The organism is Paenibacillus sp. FSL R10-2778 (assembly GCF_038593035.1).
In the GTDB taxonomy this organism is placed as follows: Bacteria; Bacillota; Bacilli; order Paenibacillales; family Paenibacillaceae; genus Paenibacillus_AQ; species Paenibacillus_AQ odorifer.
On record NZ_CP151956.1, the window covers coordinates 779639 to 797484 of the forward strand.

Annotated in this window: 19 protein-coding genes; 14 read left to right on the forward strand and 5 right to left on the reverse strand. The window is 42.7% G+C overall.

Features of this window, described 5'->3' with window-relative positions; all coding sequences use genetic code 11:
- The 3 genes from NST40_RS03430 (at position 1) to rlmD (ending at position 3515) form a co-directional block, all read left to right on the forward strand.
- Positions 1-771: a CbiX/SirB N-terminal domain-containing protein gene (locus NST40_RS03430; protein ID WP_076276936.1), complete on the forward strand. Its 771-nt coding sequence runs from the start codon at positions 1-3 to the stop codon at positions 769-771.
- A 230-nt stretch (positions 772-1001) separates the two neighbouring features.
- On the forward strand, positions 1002-1892 hold the full coding sequence (locus tag NST40_RS03435) for a diacylglycerol kinase (protein ID WP_036680719.1): 891 nt from the start codon (positions 1002-1004) through the stop codon (positions 1890-1892).
- A gap of 63 nt (positions 1893-1955) precedes the next feature.
- The gene (gene rlmD, locus NST40_RS03440; RefSeq protein ID WP_076276937.1) at positions 1956-3515 is read left to right on the forward strand and encodes a 23S rRNA (uracil(1939)-C(5))-methyltransferase RlmD; all 1560 of its coding nucleotides are present in this window, start codon (positions 1956-1958) and stop codon (positions 3513-3515) included.
- Here the strand turns inward: rlmD and NST40_RS03445 are convergent.
- The 3 genes from NST40_RS03445 to NST40_RS03455 all read right to left on the reverse strand — a co-directional run bounded on the left by NST40_RS03445 (position 3512) and on the right by NST40_RS03455 (position 5167).
- Positions 3512-4483: a recombinase family protein gene (locus NST40_RS03445; protein WP_256719008.1), complete on the reverse strand. Its 972-nt coding sequence runs from the start codon at positions 4481-4483 to the stop codon at positions 3512-3514. The two genes, rlmD and NST40_RS03445, sit on opposite strands and share 4 nt — an antisense overlap.
- A 68-nt stretch (positions 4484-4551) precedes the next feature.
- The gene (locus tag NST40_RS03450; RefSeq protein WP_256719009.1) at positions 4552-5010 is read right to left on the reverse strand and encodes a recombinase family protein; all 459 of its coding nucleotides are present in this window, start codon (positions 5008-5010) and stop codon (positions 4552-4554) included.
- 1 nt (position 5011) lies between these two features.
- Positions 5012-5167 carry a hypothetical protein gene (locus NST40_RS03455; protein WP_179087013.1) on the reverse strand — a complete coding sequence of 52 codons (156 nt, stop codon included), beginning with the start codon at positions 5165-5167 and terminating at the stop codon, positions 5012-5014.
- A 518-nt stretch (positions 5168-5685) separates the two neighbouring features.
- On the opposite strand from NST40_RS03455, the gene NST40_RS03460 reads away from it, so the two are divergent.
- From NST40_RS03460 to NST40_RS03475, 4 genes are all read left to right on the forward strand, one after another.
- Entirely contained in the window at positions 5686-5889 is a 204-nt protein-coding gene (locus NST40_RS03460; protein WP_076276939.1) for a helix-turn-helix domain-containing protein, read from the forward strand.
- A gap of 430 nt (positions 5890-6319) precedes the next feature.
- Positions 6320-6502, forward strand: coding sequence for a helix-turn-helix domain-containing protein (locus NST40_RS03465; RefSeq protein ID WP_076276940.1), 183 nt, complete (start codon positions 6320-6322; stop codon positions 6500-6502).
- Positions 6502-7239, forward strand: a complete 738-nt coding sequence (locus tag NST40_RS03470) for a hypothetical protein (protein WP_076276941.1) — start codon at positions 6502-6504, stop codon at positions 7237-7239. The genes NST40_RS03465 and NST40_RS03470 overlap by 1 nt, the downstream gene beginning before the upstream one ends.
- A 63-nt stretch (positions 7240-7302) precedes the next feature.
- Entirely contained in the window at positions 7303-7572 is a 270-nt protein-coding gene (locus tag NST40_RS03475; RefSeq protein WP_076276942.1) for a hypothetical protein, read from the forward strand.
- A 246-nt stretch (positions 7573-7818) separates the two neighbouring features.
- Here NST40_RS03475 and NST40_RS03480 read toward each other — a convergent pair whose 3' ends face one another.
- Positions 7819-8316, reverse strand: a complete 498-nt coding sequence (locus NST40_RS03480) for a hypothetical protein (RefSeq protein WP_076276943.1) — start codon at positions 8314-8316, stop codon at positions 7819-7821.
- A gap of 244 nt (positions 8317-8560) precedes the next feature.
- On the opposite strand from NST40_RS03480, the gene NST40_RS03485 reads away from it, so the two are divergent.
- The 4 genes from NST40_RS03485 to NST40_RS03500 all read left to right on the forward strand — a co-directional run bounded on the left by NST40_RS03485 (position 8561) and on the right by NST40_RS03500 (position 12317).
- Positions 8561-9136, forward strand: a complete 576-nt coding sequence (locus NST40_RS03485; RefSeq protein ID WP_076276944.1) for a recombinase family protein — start codon at positions 8561-8563, stop codon at positions 9134-9136.
- 243 nt (positions 9137-9379) lie between these two features.
- Entirely contained in the window at positions 9380-10015 is a 636-nt protein-coding gene (locus NST40_RS03490) for an ApaLI family restriction endonuclease (RefSeq protein ID WP_076276945.1), read from the forward strand.
- 1 nt (position 10016) lies between these two features.
- Complete coding sequence (locus NST40_RS03495) at positions 10017-11231, forward strand: site-specific DNA-methyltransferase (protein WP_076276946.1); 1215 nt, start codon at positions 10017-10019, stop codon at positions 11229-11231.
- Between the two features lie 216 nt (positions 11232-11447).
- Positions 11448-12317: a cation diffusion facilitator family transporter gene (locus NST40_RS03500; RefSeq protein ID WP_076277007.1), complete on the forward strand. Its 870-nt coding sequence runs from the start codon at positions 11448-11450 to the stop codon at positions 12315-12317.
- Between the two features lie 388 nt (positions 12318-12705).
- On the opposite strand, the gene NST40_RS03505 is transcribed toward NST40_RS03500, so the two are convergent.
- Positions 12706-14496, reverse strand: a complete 1791-nt coding sequence (locus tag NST40_RS03505; protein ID WP_076276947.1) for a flavocytochrome c — start codon at positions 14494-14496, stop codon at positions 12706-12708.
- Positions 14497-14768: 272 nt separating this feature from the next.
- Between NST40_RS03505 and NST40_RS03510 the strand changes: the two genes are divergently transcribed.
- The 3 genes from NST40_RS03510 to scfA all read left to right on the forward strand — a co-directional run bounded on the left by NST40_RS03510 (position 14769) and on the right by scfA (position 17825).
- Positions 14769-16355, forward strand: coding sequence for a histidine kinase (locus NST40_RS03510; RefSeq protein ID WP_342410406.1), 1587 nt, complete (start codon positions 14769-14771; stop codon positions 16353-16355).
- Positions 16330-17112 (forward strand): response regulator, encoded by a 783-nt coding sequence (locus NST40_RS03515; protein ID WP_076128491.1) that lies wholly within the window; start codon positions 16330-16332, stop codon positions 17110-17112. Before NST40_RS03510 ends, NST40_RS03515 begins: the two co-directional genes overlap by 26 nt.
- Positions 17113-17675: 563 nt before the next feature.
- Positions 17676-17825, forward strand: a complete 150-nt coding sequence (gene scfA / locus NST40_RS03520; RefSeq protein WP_076098734.1) for a six-cysteine ranthipeptide SCIFF — start codon at positions 17676-17678, stop codon at positions 17823-17825.
- Positions 17826-17846: the final 21 nt, after the last annotated feature.

Here is a 17846-nt window from a genome sequence, read left to right on the forward strand (position 1 = left end):
ATGGTACCGGGCGTACTTATTATCAGTCACGGCTCCCGCGACGAGGTTTGGGTGTCGATCGTGGAAGAGGCCGTAAGCGAATTATCGCTAGATGAAGAGATGCCAGTGGTGGTCTCTTTTTTAGAGCTGGTAGAGGGCCGTCTGATTCAAGATGGAATAAATGAACTGGAACATGCAGGGGTCACAGATATAATTGTGATCCCATTGTTCGTTTCCTCGGGAAGCACACATGTCGATGAAATAGAATATGCACTAGGGGCTAAACCTGCACCTGAACGTGAGACCGATTTAGAGCCGTTCCACGTGAAGGCTAAGGTTCACTATGGTTATCCTGTCGACGATGACCCGGACATCGCTGTGATGATCTGGGACAAGCTCCGTAAGCTGTCTACGGAACCTGAACGTGAGACGATTCTGCTAGTGGGTCACGGCAGCATTTATGATGGCTTCCGCCAGCGTTGGCAGCAGGGCATCTCTTCACTGGCAGGACGTGTACGTGAGGTGAGCGGCGTAGCGGCGGCCGATTATGGTCTGCTGAATCCGGACAGTGTAAGAAGCAAAGTGGAGTATTGGCAGGAGCAGGGTCACGAGGTATTGGTGGCGCCGCTTTTTTTGAGTGAAGGTTATTTCACTAAACATGTGGTTCCGAACAGACTTAAAGGGTTAACCTATAAGTATTCTGGCCAGACGCTTTTGCCGCACCCGCTTCTTCCGCATTGGATTGAGAGACAGGTAGAGACACTCCTCGGACAGATTCGAAAAAAGAGTTAAAAAGCTTCCTTTTTAGCCCACTTAATCATGAAAAATAGTGCCCATTTCCGTGGATAATACGGGATTTGCTGCATAGACATATATATAGTTGTTTTTGCCTAATAAGGTGTCGTGAATTGTTGTATAATGGAATATTTACGATAAATGTCCTCTGACATTGATTGTAGTGGTCCGAATTAGGTATAATCAATTAGGTTATTCTATTATAAAAAACAGGTGGCGTTCCGGTAATGAAAACTGCGAGATTGATTTATAATCCCACTTCTGGACGGGAAGAAATGAAGAAGCGGCTCGCCGACATTTTGGACCGGCTGGATACGGGTGGCATTGAAGCCTCCTGCCATGCAACGACCGGAGAAGGCGATGCTATGTTAGCTGCTGCGGATGCAGTAGAGCGCGGTTATGATCTAATCATAGCAGCCGGTGGGGATGGCACTTTAAATGAGGTTATCAATGGTATGGCGGAGAAACCTAATCTCCCCCCGCTTGGCGTATTGCCACTTGGGACTACCAATGATTTTGCACGTGCGATGGGGATCCCGAAGAATTGGGAAGATTCCGTTGATTTGATCCTTCGTCAAGAGTCGCGTCCGATTGATATCGGTAAAGCCAATGATCGTTATTTTATTAATATAGCAGGCGGTGGCAGTCTAACCGAACTGACCTATGAAGTTCCCAGTAAGCTGAAGACCATGATAGGGCAGCTTGCGTACTATTTAAAAGGTATTGAAAAAATGGTCAGCCTATCTCCTCAGGAACTAATCATTCGTGCCAATGGGCAGGAGGTTATTCATGATGAGTTCATGCTGTTCCTGATTGCAAATACGAATTCTGTCGGCGGCTTTGAAAAGCTTGCTCCCGGCGCTCGAATCGATGACGGTCTGTTAGATGTTATTGCGGTTAAAAAATGCAACCTGGCAGAGTTTGTCCGTTTGGTTAGATTGGCTCTTCGTGGCGAGCATTTGCAGGATAAAAAGGTTGTGTATTTCCGTACGGATGCAATGGATGTAATCTCTCCAGGGCATGTCCAATTGAACTTGGATGGAGAACTTGGCGGAGAGCTGCCGGGTCGTTTTCGGATTTTACCGCAGCATCTGCGGATTTTTGCTCAGAATAATTAGGGCTGTTTGAAAGTAAGAGTGGGATTATACAGCGATGATAATGAAAGAAGTGAACAATAAATAATGAGTAAACACCGCAGTGGACGCAGCACCAGCCGCCCAGCCGGCAAGGCGCCTGTCGCCGGACTGCCTGTGAATAAAAATGATGAGGTTATGCTCGATATTATCGGCATGACCCATGAAGGTGAAGGGGTAGGCCGCGTAGAAGGCTTTACCCTTTTTGTGCAGGGAGCCCTTCCCGGAGAGAAAGTCCGGGCAAGGGTGCTCAAGACCAAAAAGCAGTATGGCTACGCCAAACTGCTGAATATAGTAGAAGCGAGCAGCGCCCGCATCGCGGCGCCTTGCGAGATCTATGACCAATGCGGCGGCTGCCAACTGCAGCATATGGACTACACTGCTCAGCTGGCGTGGAAACGGCAGCTGGTGGTGGACAACCTGGAGCGGATTGGGAAGCTTCGGGTGAGTGGTGGCGGGGATAGCGGAAAGAGCAAAGAGAATGAAGCTGTTGAGAGTCAGATAGATAGTGCTAACGATGGTGGCATCGTGGATGGTACGACTGATGGCGCTGGAGTAGCTCAGACAGATGGCATTCTTGTTCGCCCTACACTCGGCATGGACGAACCTTGGCGTTACCGCAACAAGGCTCAGGTACCAATTGGTGTAACCGAAGGCGGTCTTGTAGGAGGCTTCTACGCACGCGGAAGTCACCGTATCATCGATATGGAAACCTGCTTAATCCAGCATGAGGATAATGATGACGTTGTGCGCAAGGTGAAAGACATCGGCAGAGAACTTGGCATCTCTGCTTATAGTGAAGAAACCAGTCGTGGCTTGCTGCGCCATGTCGTCGTGAAGAAAGCTTTCCGCACCGGTGAAATGATGGTCGTCCTCGTAACCAACGGTCGCGACATCCCACACCTGGACGCCTGGCTTGGCAGCATCCGCGAACAGCTGCGGGATGTAGTCAGCATATGCCAGAACGTCAACACTCAGCGCACGAATGTCATCTTCGGTGGCGAAACTCGCGTCCTGTGGGGCAGAGATGTCATCTATGACTACATCGGCGATGTACAGTTCGCTATCTCAGCACGTTCGTTCTATCAAGTGAACCCGGCACAGACTGAGGTGTTGTACGGTAAAACCGTTGAATATGCCGGACTGACTGGCAACGAAACGGTTATCGATGCCTATTGCGGCATCGGTACGATCTCCCTTTTCCTGGCGCAGCATGCGGCTAAGGTATACGGTGTCGAAATTGTACCGGAAGCTATTGAGGATGCCCGGGCGAATGCGAAGTTAAATGAGATGAAGAATGTAGTGTTCGAGGTTGGTGCCTCTGAGGATGTAATCCCTAACTGGAAAGAGCAGGGGATTACGGCAGATGTTATCGTTGTCGATCCACCGCGTAAGGGTTGCGATCCGCGGTTGTTAGAGACGATTCTGGCGATGAAGCCGGAGCGTGTGGTGTATGTGTCGTGTAATCCATCGACACTGGCAAGAGACTTGCGGGTGCTCGAAGATGGCGGATACAAGACAGTGGAGGTCACTCCGGTGGATATGTTCCCGCATACGGTGCATGTGGAGTGTACAGTGTTACTTAAATGGAAAGGGGCTTCTGATTAAGCCCCTTGCAGTAAATCACCCATTCCTTGAGGGTGGGCGATGTTGTAGTGAATTTTGATAGTACCGTCTTGATGAACTTCTATTTTCTGAATGACCTGATGAAGCAGTTGTTTTAGAACTTGCTCGTCATCAATGTCAAGCTGAGCAAACAACGCAATTTTCTTCTGAAAGGCACGGAATTGCTCTTCCGTGTCTTTTTGTGTTTCGAGAACGGATTCCAATTCCGCTTTACGTTCTGCAAGGGCTTGTTGTTCTTCCTGATTCCGTTGATTTTGGGCGGTAAACTGTTCAAGGGTAAGAGCCTGATTGGAGAAGAGAGTTATAAGTCCCTGAACATTCTTCTCAAGCTGCTCCTGTTGCTTTTTCAGCTTGTTTAATTCTTTCAATAGAGTAGATTGCTTTTGACCTACATTTCCTTTCACAACATCGAAAAGCCTGTCCAATTTTACATTATTGCCTATCAATTCCCTTAGGTCACTTTTCACGGCTGCGAGTAACTTATCATATCCAATGATGTGGGATGAACAAAAAGCCTTTCCACGCTTTACGTAGCCACAGCAAACGTAAGCACCATTCTGTTTCTTTAGCCTGTCTTTTCTGAATGTCATTCCATGTCCACAATCAGGACACAACATTAGATGAGCAAAAAGGCTTTCTTGACCGTTACTGTGGCTCTTCCCCTTGGATTTCATCAGTTCTTGTACGGATTGATAATCTTCCTTAGAAATTAAAGCAGGGTGGGCGTTCTCAAAGATAATCTGCTTATCTTTGGGAACTTTAACACGTTCCTTAGATATGTGGCTGCTGATTTCTTCACGATGCTGGCACAAGGTTCCGGTATAGGTAACGTTGGTCAGAATACATTTAATACTTGACTGATGCCAGATAGTACCTTGATTACCTGCATTAGACACTGTTCTAGGCGTAGAATAGCCATGTTCAGTCAAATAGTTACTAATCTTCTGCATCCCCCAACTGTCATGTAGATACCAGTGAAAAATGCTTTGAACAGTTGGAGTGGTCACTTCATCAGGGACTAAGTTTCCGTTCTCATCCCGTCTGTAACCATATGCAGGCAATGACGTGAGAAAGTAGCACTATCCTCTTCCGCTAACAAAGCACGAATATTGAAATTGAATTTACTTTGGCTTGTAGCAGAATCGTAATTGTCCTCAGGAAGAATCAAACGAGCACCGGAACTAACGATAATATCTGCCGTCTGCAAGTTTTCTACTAAATTCCGCCCAAGTCGAGAAACGGATTTAGCTATAACCGCATCAAACTTCTTCTTTTTCGCATCTGCAAGCAATCGTTGCATTTGGGCACGATTCTTAACTTTCAGCCCACTAATACCATTGTCGATGTAAGTACCTGCAACCGTCCATCCTTTGCTTGTAATCCAATCCGTAGCATAGGCAATCTGATTATCAATGCTGTCTTTTTGAGCATCCCGTGTGGTGCTTACACGTGCATAAATCGCTACTCTCAAACTCATATTAACTCGCCATCCCTTCAGTGTCCGTTGAAGGAATGGTGTTTGCTATATTCTCATCGTATTCAGGCTTGTTCAGCTTGTCAATGTGAGCCTTAATAATCGAAAGCAGAATATCCTCTAAGTTATTGCTTCCGTTAAATGTCCGTACTACCTTCATAATTATCAACCCCCTCACAAGTAATCGTCGTTCTATGTCCGCGATTCGTTGCGATGGGATTTAATTTATACCCCAATTCTTCATTATTGATTTCACAAAGGAGATACGTTTTGTTCAGATGGTAACTAGTTATTATCACAGAATGTATCTACGTTAATGCCCCGATTTTCTTTGAAAAAGGTTACCTTCGTTCTCTCTCTCCCACTCCAAACAAAATCAACGTTTCTAAAGGATTCTTATGGATTTTTCGGTATTTCTACGCACTCTTGTTATTCTTGCAAATTGCTACCTTATATTGTGTATGTCAAACAATCACAACCGAAAGGGGCGGTCTTCATGGAACGATTATTCACTATTAAAGAGACGATGGATATTTTAAGGCTATCGTACACTACAGTTTATGGCATGTGCCATAACGGACAACTTCCAAGCTGTAAGGTTGGAGGGAGTATAAGAATCCCTCAAGAAAGTCTCAGGAACTTCATACTCAATAACACTACAGGAGGTCAGCAATAATAATGGAAGATATGAAAACGTACTTAAGACGCTTGTATTCTGCCGATGAAGTCGCAAAGTTGTTGAACATTGAAATGAACACCTGCTACAAGTGGCTTGGAGAGGGACGCATTAAAGGCATGAAGCTTGCAAGCTCTTTATGGCGTGTACGCGAAGCCGATTTAAGAGCATTCGTAGAACTGTCTATTAATGAAGGGAGACGCTAAATCATGGGAAGGTACTATACCATTTCACAAATTGCACAAAAGCTTTCTATACACAGTCGAAGCCGCATGGTTAGTGAGATGCGGTCTACGGTTGGGTAAGACAAGGTAAGCTTCAAGTCGAACGCATCTCAGGCAATATCAGGGGAGTAGGCAAATATCCCTACTGGATTGAGGAAACACAATTAAAGGTTGTACTAGCTGACATGGGTTATGACGTTGATAGGTTCTTTCCCGATAATGAGTAGCCGCCCCGACTGGACACAAGAAAGCCCCTGCTGAGTCATGGCAGGGGCGGAGAATAAGGACGTGTCTTTATTATAGGCATTTCTTTTCGCAACTTACCCCCTACATGCAACGATAACTATCTTGTAAGGGTTATTTTTTTGCCCTTTACTGTCATTAACTTATTCCATCCAAGGGGGAACGGACAATGAAAGAAATAATGAGTCGCATAGAAGCCGCAAAAGTAGTAGGAGTCAGCCCTAGAACAATTCTAAGAGCCATAAAAGGCCATCAGCTTAATGCTGAGAAGATTGGTGAGGGTAAGACCTGCTCTTACATGATAAGCCGCACAGCCGTTACAGAGTATATTCACAGAAGGGGGCGGAATTAATGACGGGCAGATTCATATTATACCATACTGGATTCTACTCCCTTCCGAATGATGTAGCATGTTGCAACCGACTAACAGGCGATTCATTAAAGTTACTTGGACTGATTATGAATCGGATTAATACTGCCCAGTCACAAGTACCAACAAAAGTTGCTATGTCGAGACTATTTCTAAAGTATGTATTTGGGAATAGCGTTGACAAGACAGTAAAAAACTACGCCGAACGTTTGAAAAAATATGGATTCATTGAAACCTTCTCCATGCAGAAGGGGGACAGTGGCGAGTTCGTTTTCAGTATTACTGACCGCCCTGAAAACAATCCGTTTGTGCTTCTCAACCGCACCGAAAATGAATTAATTGCGAACACTGAATTACAGGTAGGACAGGAAGCGGATAGCTTGCTAAAAGCTTTTACAGCCGCCGTTCAAGCCGTAGAAAACGATTATACCGCTAGGCTAAAGAACGTCACGGAGAGCGAACGTGAGACAATTCTAGTAGAGTACCGTAGTTACCTTAGTGAGAAACTTCAATCTAACGGAACTACCGTAGCGACTAGAAAAGTTAAGCCTGAAACTATCAAAACCGTCAAGTCTTCACCGACTGTGACCGCTTTACCTGATGATGTTCAGTTATGGTCATTAGCTGACTTCGCGTCTTGCTTCCTCCAAGAATACAGGAAGGTTACCGGAAAAAATCATAGCACTAGAAAGAGCCAAATAACTGGTAAAAGTGTTTAGGATTGTATCAAGGATTTACAGCATCATTACAGAGATGATGAAAGAGCCACACTTAAGCTAACGATGAAGAAGCACATCGAAGCGTTCTTTGTGAACTATCCTCCGACTGATAAAATCACTCCAACCGCTTTTCTAATGGCTGATTGTGATGCACTTTATAATGTCCAACATTACTTAAAGACTGGAAGTAAACATACCCCGTATGAAGAACGGTCATTCAAGGACAGGAAAGGCAAGAGCCAAGCTGAAAATAAAGCACAGCAAGCACGAGAAGCCAAACAGGAATACATGGGAGTTTCCATTGAAGAACTCATGGCAAGAAGGGGCTTATAAAAGAAAATAAATTCCATACGTAAGGAAAAATATTGCCCTGTACATGGAATTTATTTTCCTTCATTTTGAATATTCAAGGAAATATTTTTCTCTCTCATGCTCATTTTCCCTAGGTAAAACCTAGGGATTTTACTTCCCTAAGAACTTACCTTATAAGAACAGAATAAAGAACTGCGAACAAGTAGTACAGCACGACAGGTGAAATTCTTTGGCTATAAGTAAAGTCAGCAGATTTGAAATACTTCTTTACTTTACCTCATGCTTTATCCAACTTCCCATAATTTGTGATTTCACCAAATGCGGTACAGCCGCTTTTATCATAGATTTTACAGAGCCGAAGCGTTTTCCGGTAAAAGGACATACGAAGTTAGGCTTTACCTCTATTCTTGCAGAGTCTCCGCCCTTTGGGAACAGCACACGTAAGAAAGACTCTCTTGCCTTCTCTAATACTTCGGGGGCGGCTGATTCCTCAAAGGAAGCAAAGATAGACCAATACTCTTCAACATCCTTCCTGTTTACTACTTGATGCTCATTATGTTTTAGGTTACCAATTTCATAAATCGAATCAGTTTCGTTTCTGATTGATGTAACTTTATTCATTAGCCCCTGTATGTATGCCGCTACCGTAGGCTCTCTTGATGCTTCAATTTGATTCCATTGTTCTTCTGTTAGTGTTAGTGATACCTTGCGTGTTATCCCCTGTGCTTTACGTCCTGCCCCTTCTCGTCTTCCGCCCCTTGGCATTTGTATTCTCTCCTTATGATTAAAGTAACTAATTTCATATTAACAAAAAGCTATCATAAGAATCAAGTTACCTAATTCATAAGCGTGGTACGAAAACGATTGTTTATGAAACGATTCTTGAAAATACTATTTTCATGAGAAAAACCTATGAAATTTAGTACGAAACTCGTTTCAAAATCATATTTACGAAATGGTACGTTTTTGGTACAAAATGTTACCGAAATGACAAAGGGGAACATAAAAAATGAAAATAGCATACGCAAGGGTTTCGACAGCCGACCAGTCACTCTATTCACAATTGGATGCACTAGAAAAGTTCGGATTTGACCGAATATACACTGAGAAAGCAAGCGGCGGCAAAGATGACAGACCTGAACTAGAAAAGGCTTTAGATATGCTTCGGGAAGGAGATACCTTTATTGTTTGTAAACTAGACCGATTGGCACGTTCTACACTAAAGCTAATAGCAACGCTTGACCTATTAAAAAAGAAAGGCGTTGAGTTCGTCAGCCTGTCCGATAACATTGATACATCTACGGCGGCAGGAAAGGCAATGTTCGGTATGATGGCTGTTTTTGCGGAGTTTGAGAAGTCAATCATCCATGAACGCACTGTAGCAGGGCTAGAAGCGGCTAGAGCACGTGGACGCAAGGGCGGTCGCCCCATGACAGATAAGAAGAAGCTAGACAAGGCAATCAAGCTACACGAGAGCGGAGAATTTACAGTAGCACAAATTGAAGAAATGACGGACGTTAGTAAGGGGTCACTTTATCGGGAATTGAATCGGAGAAAGCAAAGCGGTGAGCAACCAAGTAGCTAAGAAGGGCAGTCAGCCTTTACTAACCCATTAAGGCAGAAGAGAGCCGCTAAGTACTTGTCTTACATTATAAATAGAGCCACCCACTGACGAACAACATCACTTCAGCCAATGATTTATAGTTTACCTTCGTTTGCCCTGCACCAATTTTTTCAACCATTGAATGTACGTACACACTCGCACTTTAATGAAATAGGTGTGGTATAATAAGAAAGCTGAAAAATTTAATATAAACGGGGTAATCTCTTGAAAAATCTAATTCAAACAATAGAAGAGCTAGCTGATAAATATGCTGAGGCGTTAAATGCAAAGACTGTTGAGCGAGTTGAAGAAATGCAGGGAGATGATAACTCTCACTACTTAGTTTATCAGGTTCTAGGAATAACCGATCAGGAAGGGAAATTAATTGATTTATATCAAAATAAAGGTCGGTTTCTTTATAAATATGCAGGTTCTTTCTTGGAAGAAGCAGCAATATTATGTTTTCAGTATAAGTTCCCTCTAGCAAGAAAAGAAAAAGTTGAAAATACTTTAGGAAGTAGACCAAGAACGTTTGAAATTGACTGTCTAGTTGACAACAACGCTTATGAAATTAAGTGGAGAGATGCTACAACTGACGGTGATCACATAACTAAAGAACATACAAGGGTAAAAGTAATCCAAGGTCATGGATATAAGCCTATTAGGATTATGTTCTATTACCCTAATAGAGGGCAAGCAATTAAAATTCAAAAGACATTGGAGACCTTATATTTAGGTGTCAATGGCGAGTATATCTATGGTGATGCGGCATGGGAGTACATTAGAAGTACGACTGATGTAGATTTGAAACAAATATTAACTAATATTGCAGAGAAAAAGCAGAGAGAAAGAGGTATTTAAAATGTCAGTCATCATGGGAGATTGTTATGAAAAAATGCAAGGGTTAGGAACAGAATCTGTTGATTTAATTTATCTTGACCCACCGTTTTTTACACAAAAAACCCATACACTAAAAACGCGAGATAATACTAAGGAATTTAGTTTTGAAGATACTTGGGATTCCTTAAAGGACTACCTAGATTTTATCAAAAAACGTCTTGCGGAATGTCATAGAGTCTTAAAATCCACAGGTAGCATTTTTTTACACTGTGATAAGACAGCGTCACATTATTTGAGGGTTCTCTTAGATGAAGTGTTTAATATGAATAATTTCCGGAGTGAAATTATATGGTCTTATAAGCGATGGTCGAACTCGAAAAAAGGATTGTTAAGTTCTCATCAAACAATTTACTTTTATAGCAAGACGGAAGATTTTAAATTTAATACGATATTCACTGATTATTCTCCTACTACTAACATCGATCAGATTTTGCAGGACAGAGTCAGAGATGAGAATGGTAAATCGGTGTACAAAAGAGATGAAGAGGGGCAAGTAATTCAAGGGAAAGAAAAGAAGGGAGTCCCTCTGACTGATGTTTGGAACATCCCTTACTTAAACCCTAAAGCCAAGGAAAGAACAGGCTATCCAACTCAAAAGCCTATATTGTTGTTAGAACAGATTATCAAAATTGTTACTGATGAAAATGACACGGTTTTCGACCCATTTTGTGGAAGTGGAACTACTTTGGTAGCAGCGAAAATCTTAAAGAGAAAATTCATTGGTATAGATATTTCTTCAGATGCTATTTCATTAACAAACCAACGACTGGAACAACCAGTAAGAACTGACTCCCTCTTGCTTCAGAAAGGGGAAGAAAAATATATTGGCAGAACTGATGATGAAATAGCTATCTTAAAGAGCATAGATGCTTTTCCGGTACAACGGAATAGCGGCATAGATGGCTTTCTAAAAGTGAATTATTTAGGAAAACCTATATCAGTCCGGATTCAAAAACAAAATGAACTTTTAGATGATGCTAAACAAAAGTTAATAAAGTCAAGTAAGTCAAAAGGCTGTCTATTGATGGTATTAATTAGGACTCAACTTGATTATAACTTAGTGGAATTATTTGATAATTCAGCTGAGAATAACATATTAGTAATCAATAGTTACGATGTTTCTTTGAAAGAATGGATTGAAAATTTCGAAAAAACTCTAAGTGATGTATCTCCATAATAATGCTAACTAAATTGAAGCAGGTGCGGAATATAATTTCGCATCTGTTTTGGTATGCAAAATTAAAAAGATATTTTTTGCACAAGAGAAACATTCTTTGCTATTTGTAAATTTTAAGAATAAGCGCAAAACTGTTTCTGTAGACCCACTCAAGTCACATCGTGTACGATTGTTTTAAGTTGTGAAAAGTGAGTGTGGGGGTTTAACGTGAACAACATGTACAATGACATAGAAGATGGCGAAAAAGGTGCATGGTTGAGTATCATTGCATACATTTGTTTGTCAGTTTTAAAATTAACGATAGGTAAAATTACAAATTCTGAAGCATTACTAGCTGACGGGTTTAATAATTCCACTGATATTATTACATCTCTAGCAATATTGATAGGTTTAAGAATTTCACGTAAGCCACCCGATGATAACCATCGCTATGGACATTATCGTGCTGAGACAATTGCTGCATTAATTGCATCCATTATTATGTTCGTAGTAGGATTACAAGTGCTATATCAAGCGATATTAAAGTTTAAAGTTCCAGTAATCGAATCACCTGATATGATTGCGGCCTGGACAGCCCTCTTTTGCGCAATAGTTATTTATTTCGTCTACTTATACAATATTAAATTAGCAAGAAGGATAAATAGTAACGCACTTATGGCAGCAGCTCAAGATAACCGATCTGATGCTTTAGTTAGCATTGGTGCTTTTGTCGGAATTCTCGGTTCACAATTTGGATTACCGTGGCTTGACCCCTTTACAGCCTGCGTAGTTGGAGGGCTTATTTGTAAGACAGCATGGGGGATATTTCATGACTCATCTCATGCCCTTACAGATGGTTTTGATGATACAGAACTTTTAATGATAAAAAAAACAATTAATGAGACACCTGGGGTTAAAGCAGTCATTGATATTAAGGCTCGTATACACGGTAATACTACTCTAGTCGATGCGACTATTGGTGTAGATCATCATTTGAATGTTGCAGAAAGCCATGAAATCACAGAACATATTGAAAAAAGGGTTTTTAAAACCCATAGCATATCACATGTCCACATCCACATTGAGCCATATAATACTTTAGAATAGGACTTAAGAGCAAACACACAATTCAACGGACACATTAATGTTAATTGTTTTCACTGTCTACTCGTCACATGTGGAGTCGGTGGCTTTGTTGGTGAGGAACCCTTGTCAAGTAGACACTAAATAATTGCTATAGTTTTAATGATAGTACCAGAAAAGAAATGGGCAATATTAATTCCACTAACGGAGAACGATAAAAGAGCAGCGAGTTAGACGAGAGTAACCTCTAGGCTCCACCATAATAAACCGCCCTGTTCGCAATGTTGCGAACAGGGCGGTTTGCTATGTCATAGAGGGTAGCTTGAAAGTTAGCAGTCAACCGGCACTCTACAAATTATCTTGCACGTTTTTAAGGCTAACTTATTAATAGAGCAGTTACACAAAAAAAAGTTTACTCTGCTACAACTTGTTTGCCTGCAATCCGGCCGAATGTGAAGATATCAGCGATGGCATTACCGCCAAGACGGTTTGTACCATGAATGACCCCTGTTACTTCACCTGCAGCGAACAACCCAGGGATGACTTCGCCTTTTTCATTCAAAACGCGAGTCTTCTCGTCGATCACCAAGCCGCCCATTGTATGGTGAACGGAGGGTACAGCTTTTTCGATGTAGTAAGGGCCTTTTTCAAGAGATTTCAATCCACCGCGATGTTTGAAATCAAGGTCTTTACCTGTTTTCGCATAATCATTTACTTTATTAATCGTTTCTTTCAAAGTGTTCACGTCAATTTTAAAGAAATCAGCCGCCTCTTCAATCGTATCGGCTTTAAAGAGCAAGCCTTGTTTAACGAGTTGATCGTATTCGTCTTGATGAACTTCGATCGTTTTACCAATATCCTCAATGCCTTGATTCCATAATTGATACGTATATCCACCCGTTTGGGCAAGAATTGCTTTAGAAATAACGTCACGACGTTCTAATTCCTCAACGAAGCGCTTGCCTTCTTGGTTAATCAGGATCGCACCATCGAAGCGGGAGTCTGCAACCAGGGAAATAACACCTGTCTCAGGATTACAGATTGGATACGTTTGAATACTCTCCATGTTTGTCAGTTTGGCGCCAATCGTTTCTGCCATAACGATACCGTCACCTGTAGATCCTGGTGTATCGGTAGTCATATATTTTTCATCCATTGTAGGGTTATACTTCTTACGCATCTCTACATTGGACCCAAAACCACCGGTAGCGATGATGACGCCTTTGTTCGCATGGAATGTGATCTTGTCGCCAGTACCCGAAGTCGCAGTTACACCTGTTACTTTGCCGCTTTCGTCCTTCAGCAAGGTTTCGGCTTTCATATTCGTTTTGATCGTGATTTGATCAGCGTCTGTTTTGGCTTTTAACTTAGTAATCAATTCAACACCTGTATGACCTACAGGAATCAACGCACGTTTTCTGGAATGGCCACCAAATTGGAACAGATGATCAGGTAAGAACTCTACCTTGATATCATCGCGCAGCCATTCGGCAGATGCTAGAGCATTGTCGGCAAGAATACGAACCATCTTTGGATCCCCGAGGTTGTCTCCGCCTTTCATCGTATCATTATAGAACAAGTCAGCCGTGTCATCTGTGATGCCAAGAGCACGTTCAACCCAGTTGTCAGGCGCATTCATCTCACCACCGGAAATCAATGTGTTGCCGCCAACAGCAGGCATTTTCTCGAGCAGAACTACATTAGCTCCAGCGCTCTTCGCTTCGATAGCCGCACTAAAGCCAGCACCCCCGGCACCGATGACGACAACATCATAGGTTTGCTCGACTTCTTCTTTGTCTTTGCTTCCACTGACTGCAGCGCCAGCGACAAGGGTAAGTCCAGACTTCGTAATTGCATCTTGAATGGCTTCGAGATATCCTTTGCTTGTAACTGTAGATCCGCTAATGGCATCAACTTTTGCGCTGTTAGTTGCCATGACCTCTTGCTTGAGCTGCGTATAAACAGGTTCTGCAAGTACTTCATTTTCCTTATGCTCTGTCACTTTAATGTCAGTGATCTTGTTATCTAATAAGGAGACTTGTACTTTAATATCGCCATGTTTACCTTGCCCAACTCCTTCAAAGACTTGAACTCCGTTTGCATCTGCAGCGGGCTCTGCATCTTTACTGCCGCAAGCAGCAAGCGTGAACATAAGACTGAGGACTAGTAGAATAGATAACAGCTTTTTCGTGTGAGTTCGCATAATATCTCCTTCATTCTGTTGTGGATTGGTTACATACACTAGGGAGAGGAAGATCTGCTAGGCAAATCCTTTATCTCTAGCCTAGACATGAATGTTATTTCATGTGAAAATATGCACAAGACCTATTATAGATTTAGTACAGCATTATGTATTTGCACAGATTAGTGTTTTTTTGTCTTTTTCGGGCATGTAAGAAACAGATATTGTGAAGGGCTATGATTACAATGAAATCAATTCACTTAAAAATTACGTTAATCGCAGGAGGCTGCTTCTTGCTGCTGTTCGTTGCATTGCTTGTAACAATATATTTGGAGATGAACCATACGGTTGTCCCTTTGAATAAGAACTTAACGCAGCAAGTGGTTACTGCACGCAGCGACCAGATTGATTATTGGTTTAATCAGCGTATTGGAGAGATAGACATGCTTGCTTCTCTAGCTTCGGACCATCAGTGGACACGAGATGAATTGCTGCAAGAGTTCGATAAGTTCGAGGCGAAGAAGAAAGTAGAGTACGAATCCATACGCGTGGTGGATATTCACGGAAATTCCTGGTCAGCAAGGGACAAGCCTTTTTCGATACTAAACCGACCCTACTATCGAAAACTGCTGAATTCAGATTCCAATTATGTGGTAAGCAATCCGATCGTATCCAAAGCGAATGCAGCCGAAATCGTCGTCATTCTTTATCGCGTGAATCCATCGGTGAATGATGAGGTAGCTTATATTGCCGCAGCCGTCTCCGTCAAGAAGATGAGGGAGATTGCTCAAGATGTAATGCTATATGACCAGTCAGGCCAGCTTATCGTCGATTGCAGAGAGCTGGGTGAAGAAGATGGAGCGGAGGATACAGCAGATAAGAAGAACATGAGTGTATTTGAGGCTCCAATTCAAAATGTGGAAGGCTGGAAGTTAGTACTCAAAGTACCGAATTCAAGTCTAGCGTTAGCGGTGATCAAAACCCAGCGGACTGCATTGCTGGTAGGCGTTCTTATCGGTAGTGCGTTTATCGTCTTTCTGGTGCTGCTTGCTTCTTCCATTATTCGTCCAATTCAGTCGCTTCGCCAGGTAATGGAAAATGTGCAGAACGGCAACCAAACCATACGAGCAGATGTTACGCGCTCGGATGAGATCGGCGATCTTGGACGAAGCTTCAATGACATGCTTGTTCAATTATACGCTGTGGAGCAGGACCGAAAGGAGATGGAACTCAGACTGATTCATGAGCAGATCAAGCCGCACTTTTTATACAACACATTGGATACGATCCAGTGGATGGCAACGGAACATGGAGCAGACAATGTGGTGGAGATGGTGGAAGCGCTTAGCGCGTATTTCCGATTAGGGCTTGGCACAGGCAGTCCCTACATTCTTCTTGATCAGGAGTTGTACCATGTCGAGAGTTATCTTCATATTCAAGGTGTGCGATATGAGGAGATTCTGGACTACGAGCTTCGATATGATGAAAAGCTTGCTCAGTGCCAAGTCGTTCGCTTCATGCTGCAGCCTTTGGTGGAAAATGCGATTTATCACGGGATTAAGCCACTTGGGGATCAAAAGTGCAAAATTTCGATTACAGCATATAAACAGGCCGATTACTTGGTCATTAAGGTTGAAAATAATGGGGTTATGATTCCGGAAGAGAAGCTTGAGCAGATAAATCAAGCCCTTCTTGATGATACATATGATCGTTCTGCCACAGGCTTTGGGCTATACAGTGTAAACCATCGCATTCGACTAGCTTACGGAGTGCCATATGGCCTTGCAGTGAAGAGCGATGATGGCATTACCGTTATGGTCATTCGAATACCTTTGGACGGGGAGTGGAATGAAGATGTGGAAGATTGTCATCGTCGATGATGAAACGATCATTCGCAAAGGCTTGCGACAATACATTGAGGAGAGTCCGTATCTTTTTGAGGTTGCAGGAGAAGCGAAAAGTGCAAACGAAGCATTGAATATGGTGGAGGAAGCCCCACCACATGTATGTCTTGTGGACATCAACATGCCGAATATGAATGGGCTCGATCTGATGAACATATTGCGCGAACGCTGCCCGTCGGTTCTGGTTGTCATCATCAGCGGGTACGATAACTTTGAATATGCGCGTCAAGCCGTGCAACTGCAAGCATTCGATTATGTATTGAAACCTGTGCCGAAGAGTGATCTGAACAAGCTGCTTCATCGGATCGATGAGCATCTTCAGGTAAAATATCCTTTGCATTCACATGAAGACAGGGTGGATAAGGAGCGGGAGCTTCCCGGGTATACAGGGGATGGAACAGTGCTTATCCAAAAAGTGACCGAGTATATTGACAGTCATTATCAGGATCCGGAGCTGTCTATTACTCGAGTAGCAGCACTATTTCATATCAACCAAACCTATCTTAGCAAGCGTATGAAGCAAGAAATCGGTGCTTCATTCCTTGACTATGTCACCGAGCTTCGGATATCGAAGGCGAAGGAGATTCTGGATGACGTAATGCCGAATATCAAAATCGGGGATCTGGCCGTGAAGGTAGGGTATAAGAGCCAGTACTATTTTAGTCGTGTGTTCAAAAATAGAGTCGGTTCAAGCCCCTTAGAGTACAAAAAGCATCCGTTCGGTTATGGATAGGAGGGCCATTCTCGTCCCTCTGCAGCACGCCATAGATGCTATGCTCGGAGCCGCCTTCTATCAATACGGTTGGATTTTAAACATGAGCGAGAAGATGAAGTTAAAGCATCCAATTGTGCAATATTTTTATGAACTAAGGCGTCAAGAGCAGATAAACTGTCAAGAGTGTCTTAGGCTCCTCATATAAGTTTGTTCACACTGTCTACCCACGCATGTGGAGAGTGTCGCTCTACTGGTAAGGAAGGATACAGTGCTATGAGATCCTTATATTTATTGGACTTTACGGACAAGTATGAGAAAAAATGTTGTTAAAGAGATGGCATCATTGCCGTCTCTTTTTTGTTTCACTTTTTTAGTATTGCCCTGACTCTGGTTCCGGCTACCGTATCCTACGATCACAAGCATGAACGATTGCACGAAAATTAACGTTGATACTTATGTTTAAGCCCTCTCTACTCTGTTAGGTGACGGGCATCATAGACGTACTTGCGTGATGTTGCTACGATGTTCCATGGAAATTAAGTGAAAGTGATCACAAGAAATTACAGAAGGAGTCATTTATCGTGAAAAGAATCGTAACCCTGAGCACCCGCAAACTGATGGATACCGCAAAACACGGCGGATGCGGCGCATGCCAGACCTCTTGCCAGTCCGCTTGTAAAACTTCCTGCGGCGTTGCAAACCAAAAGTGTGAAAATGCAATGAACAGATAGGATTCGGAATTTTACCGCCCA

Excerpts from the sequence above, each read along its gene's own strand:
- NST40_RS03430 (WP_076276936.1), top strand. The coding sequence starts at position 1 with ATGGTACCGGGCGTACTTATTATCAGTCACGGCTCCCGCGACGAGGTT.
- NST40_RS03435 (WP_036680719.1), top strand. The coding sequence starts at position 1,002 with ATGAAAACTGCGAGATTGATTTATAATCCCACTTCTGGACGGGAAGAA.
- rlmD (WP_076276937.1), top strand. The coding sequence starts at position 1,956 with ATGAGTAAACACCGCAGTGGACGCAGCACCAGCCGCCCAGCCGGCAAG.
- NST40_RS03445 (WP_256719008.1), bottom strand. The coding sequence starts at position 4,483 with ATGCAGAAGATTAGTAACTATTTGACTGAACATGGCTATTCTACGCCT.
- NST40_RS03450 (WP_256719009.1), bottom strand. The coding sequence starts at position 5,010 with ATGAGTTTGAGAGTAGCGATTTATGCACGTGTAAGCACCACACGGGAT.
- NST40_RS03455 (WP_179087013.1), bottom strand. The coding sequence starts at position 5,167 with ATGAAGGTAGTACGGACATTTAACGGAAGCAATAACTTAGAGGATATT.
- NST40_RS03460 (WP_076276939.1), top strand. The coding sequence starts at position 5,686 with ATGGAAGATATGAAAACGTACTTAAGACGCTTGTATTCTGCCGATGAA.
- NST40_RS03465 (WP_076276940.1), top strand. The coding sequence starts at position 6,320 with ATGAAAGAAATAATGAGTCGCATAGAAGCCGCAAAAGTAGTAGGAGTC.
- NST40_RS03470 (WP_076276941.1), top strand. The coding sequence starts at position 6,502 with ATGACGGGCAGATTCATATTATACCATACTGGATTCTACTCCCTTCCG.
- NST40_RS03475 (WP_076276942.1), top strand. The coding sequence starts at position 7,303 with ATGAAGAAGCACATCGAAGCGTTCTTTGTGAACTATCCTCCGACTGAT.
- NST40_RS03480 (WP_076276943.1), bottom strand. The coding sequence starts at position 8,316 with ATGCCAAGGGGCGGAAGACGAGAAGGGGCAGGACGTAAAGCACAGGGG.
- NST40_RS03485 (WP_076276944.1), top strand. The coding sequence starts at position 8,561 with ATGAAAATAGCATACGCAAGGGTTTCGACAGCCGACCAGTCACTCTAT.
- NST40_RS03495 (WP_076276946.1), top strand. The coding sequence starts at position 10,017 with ATGTCAGTCATCATGGGAGATTGTTATGAAAAAATGCAAGGGTTAGGA.
- NST40_RS03500 (WP_076277007.1), top strand. The coding sequence starts at position 11,448 with ATGTACAATGACATAGAAGATGGCGAAAAAGGTGCATGGTTGAGTATC.
- NST40_RS03505 (WP_076276947.1), bottom strand. The coding sequence starts at position 14,496 with ATGCGAACTCACACGAAAAAGCTGTTATCTATTCTACTAGTCCTCAGT.
- NST40_RS03515 (WP_076128491.1), top strand. The coding sequence starts at position 16,330 with ATGTGGAAGATTGTCATCGTCGATGATGAAACGATCATTCGCAAAGGC.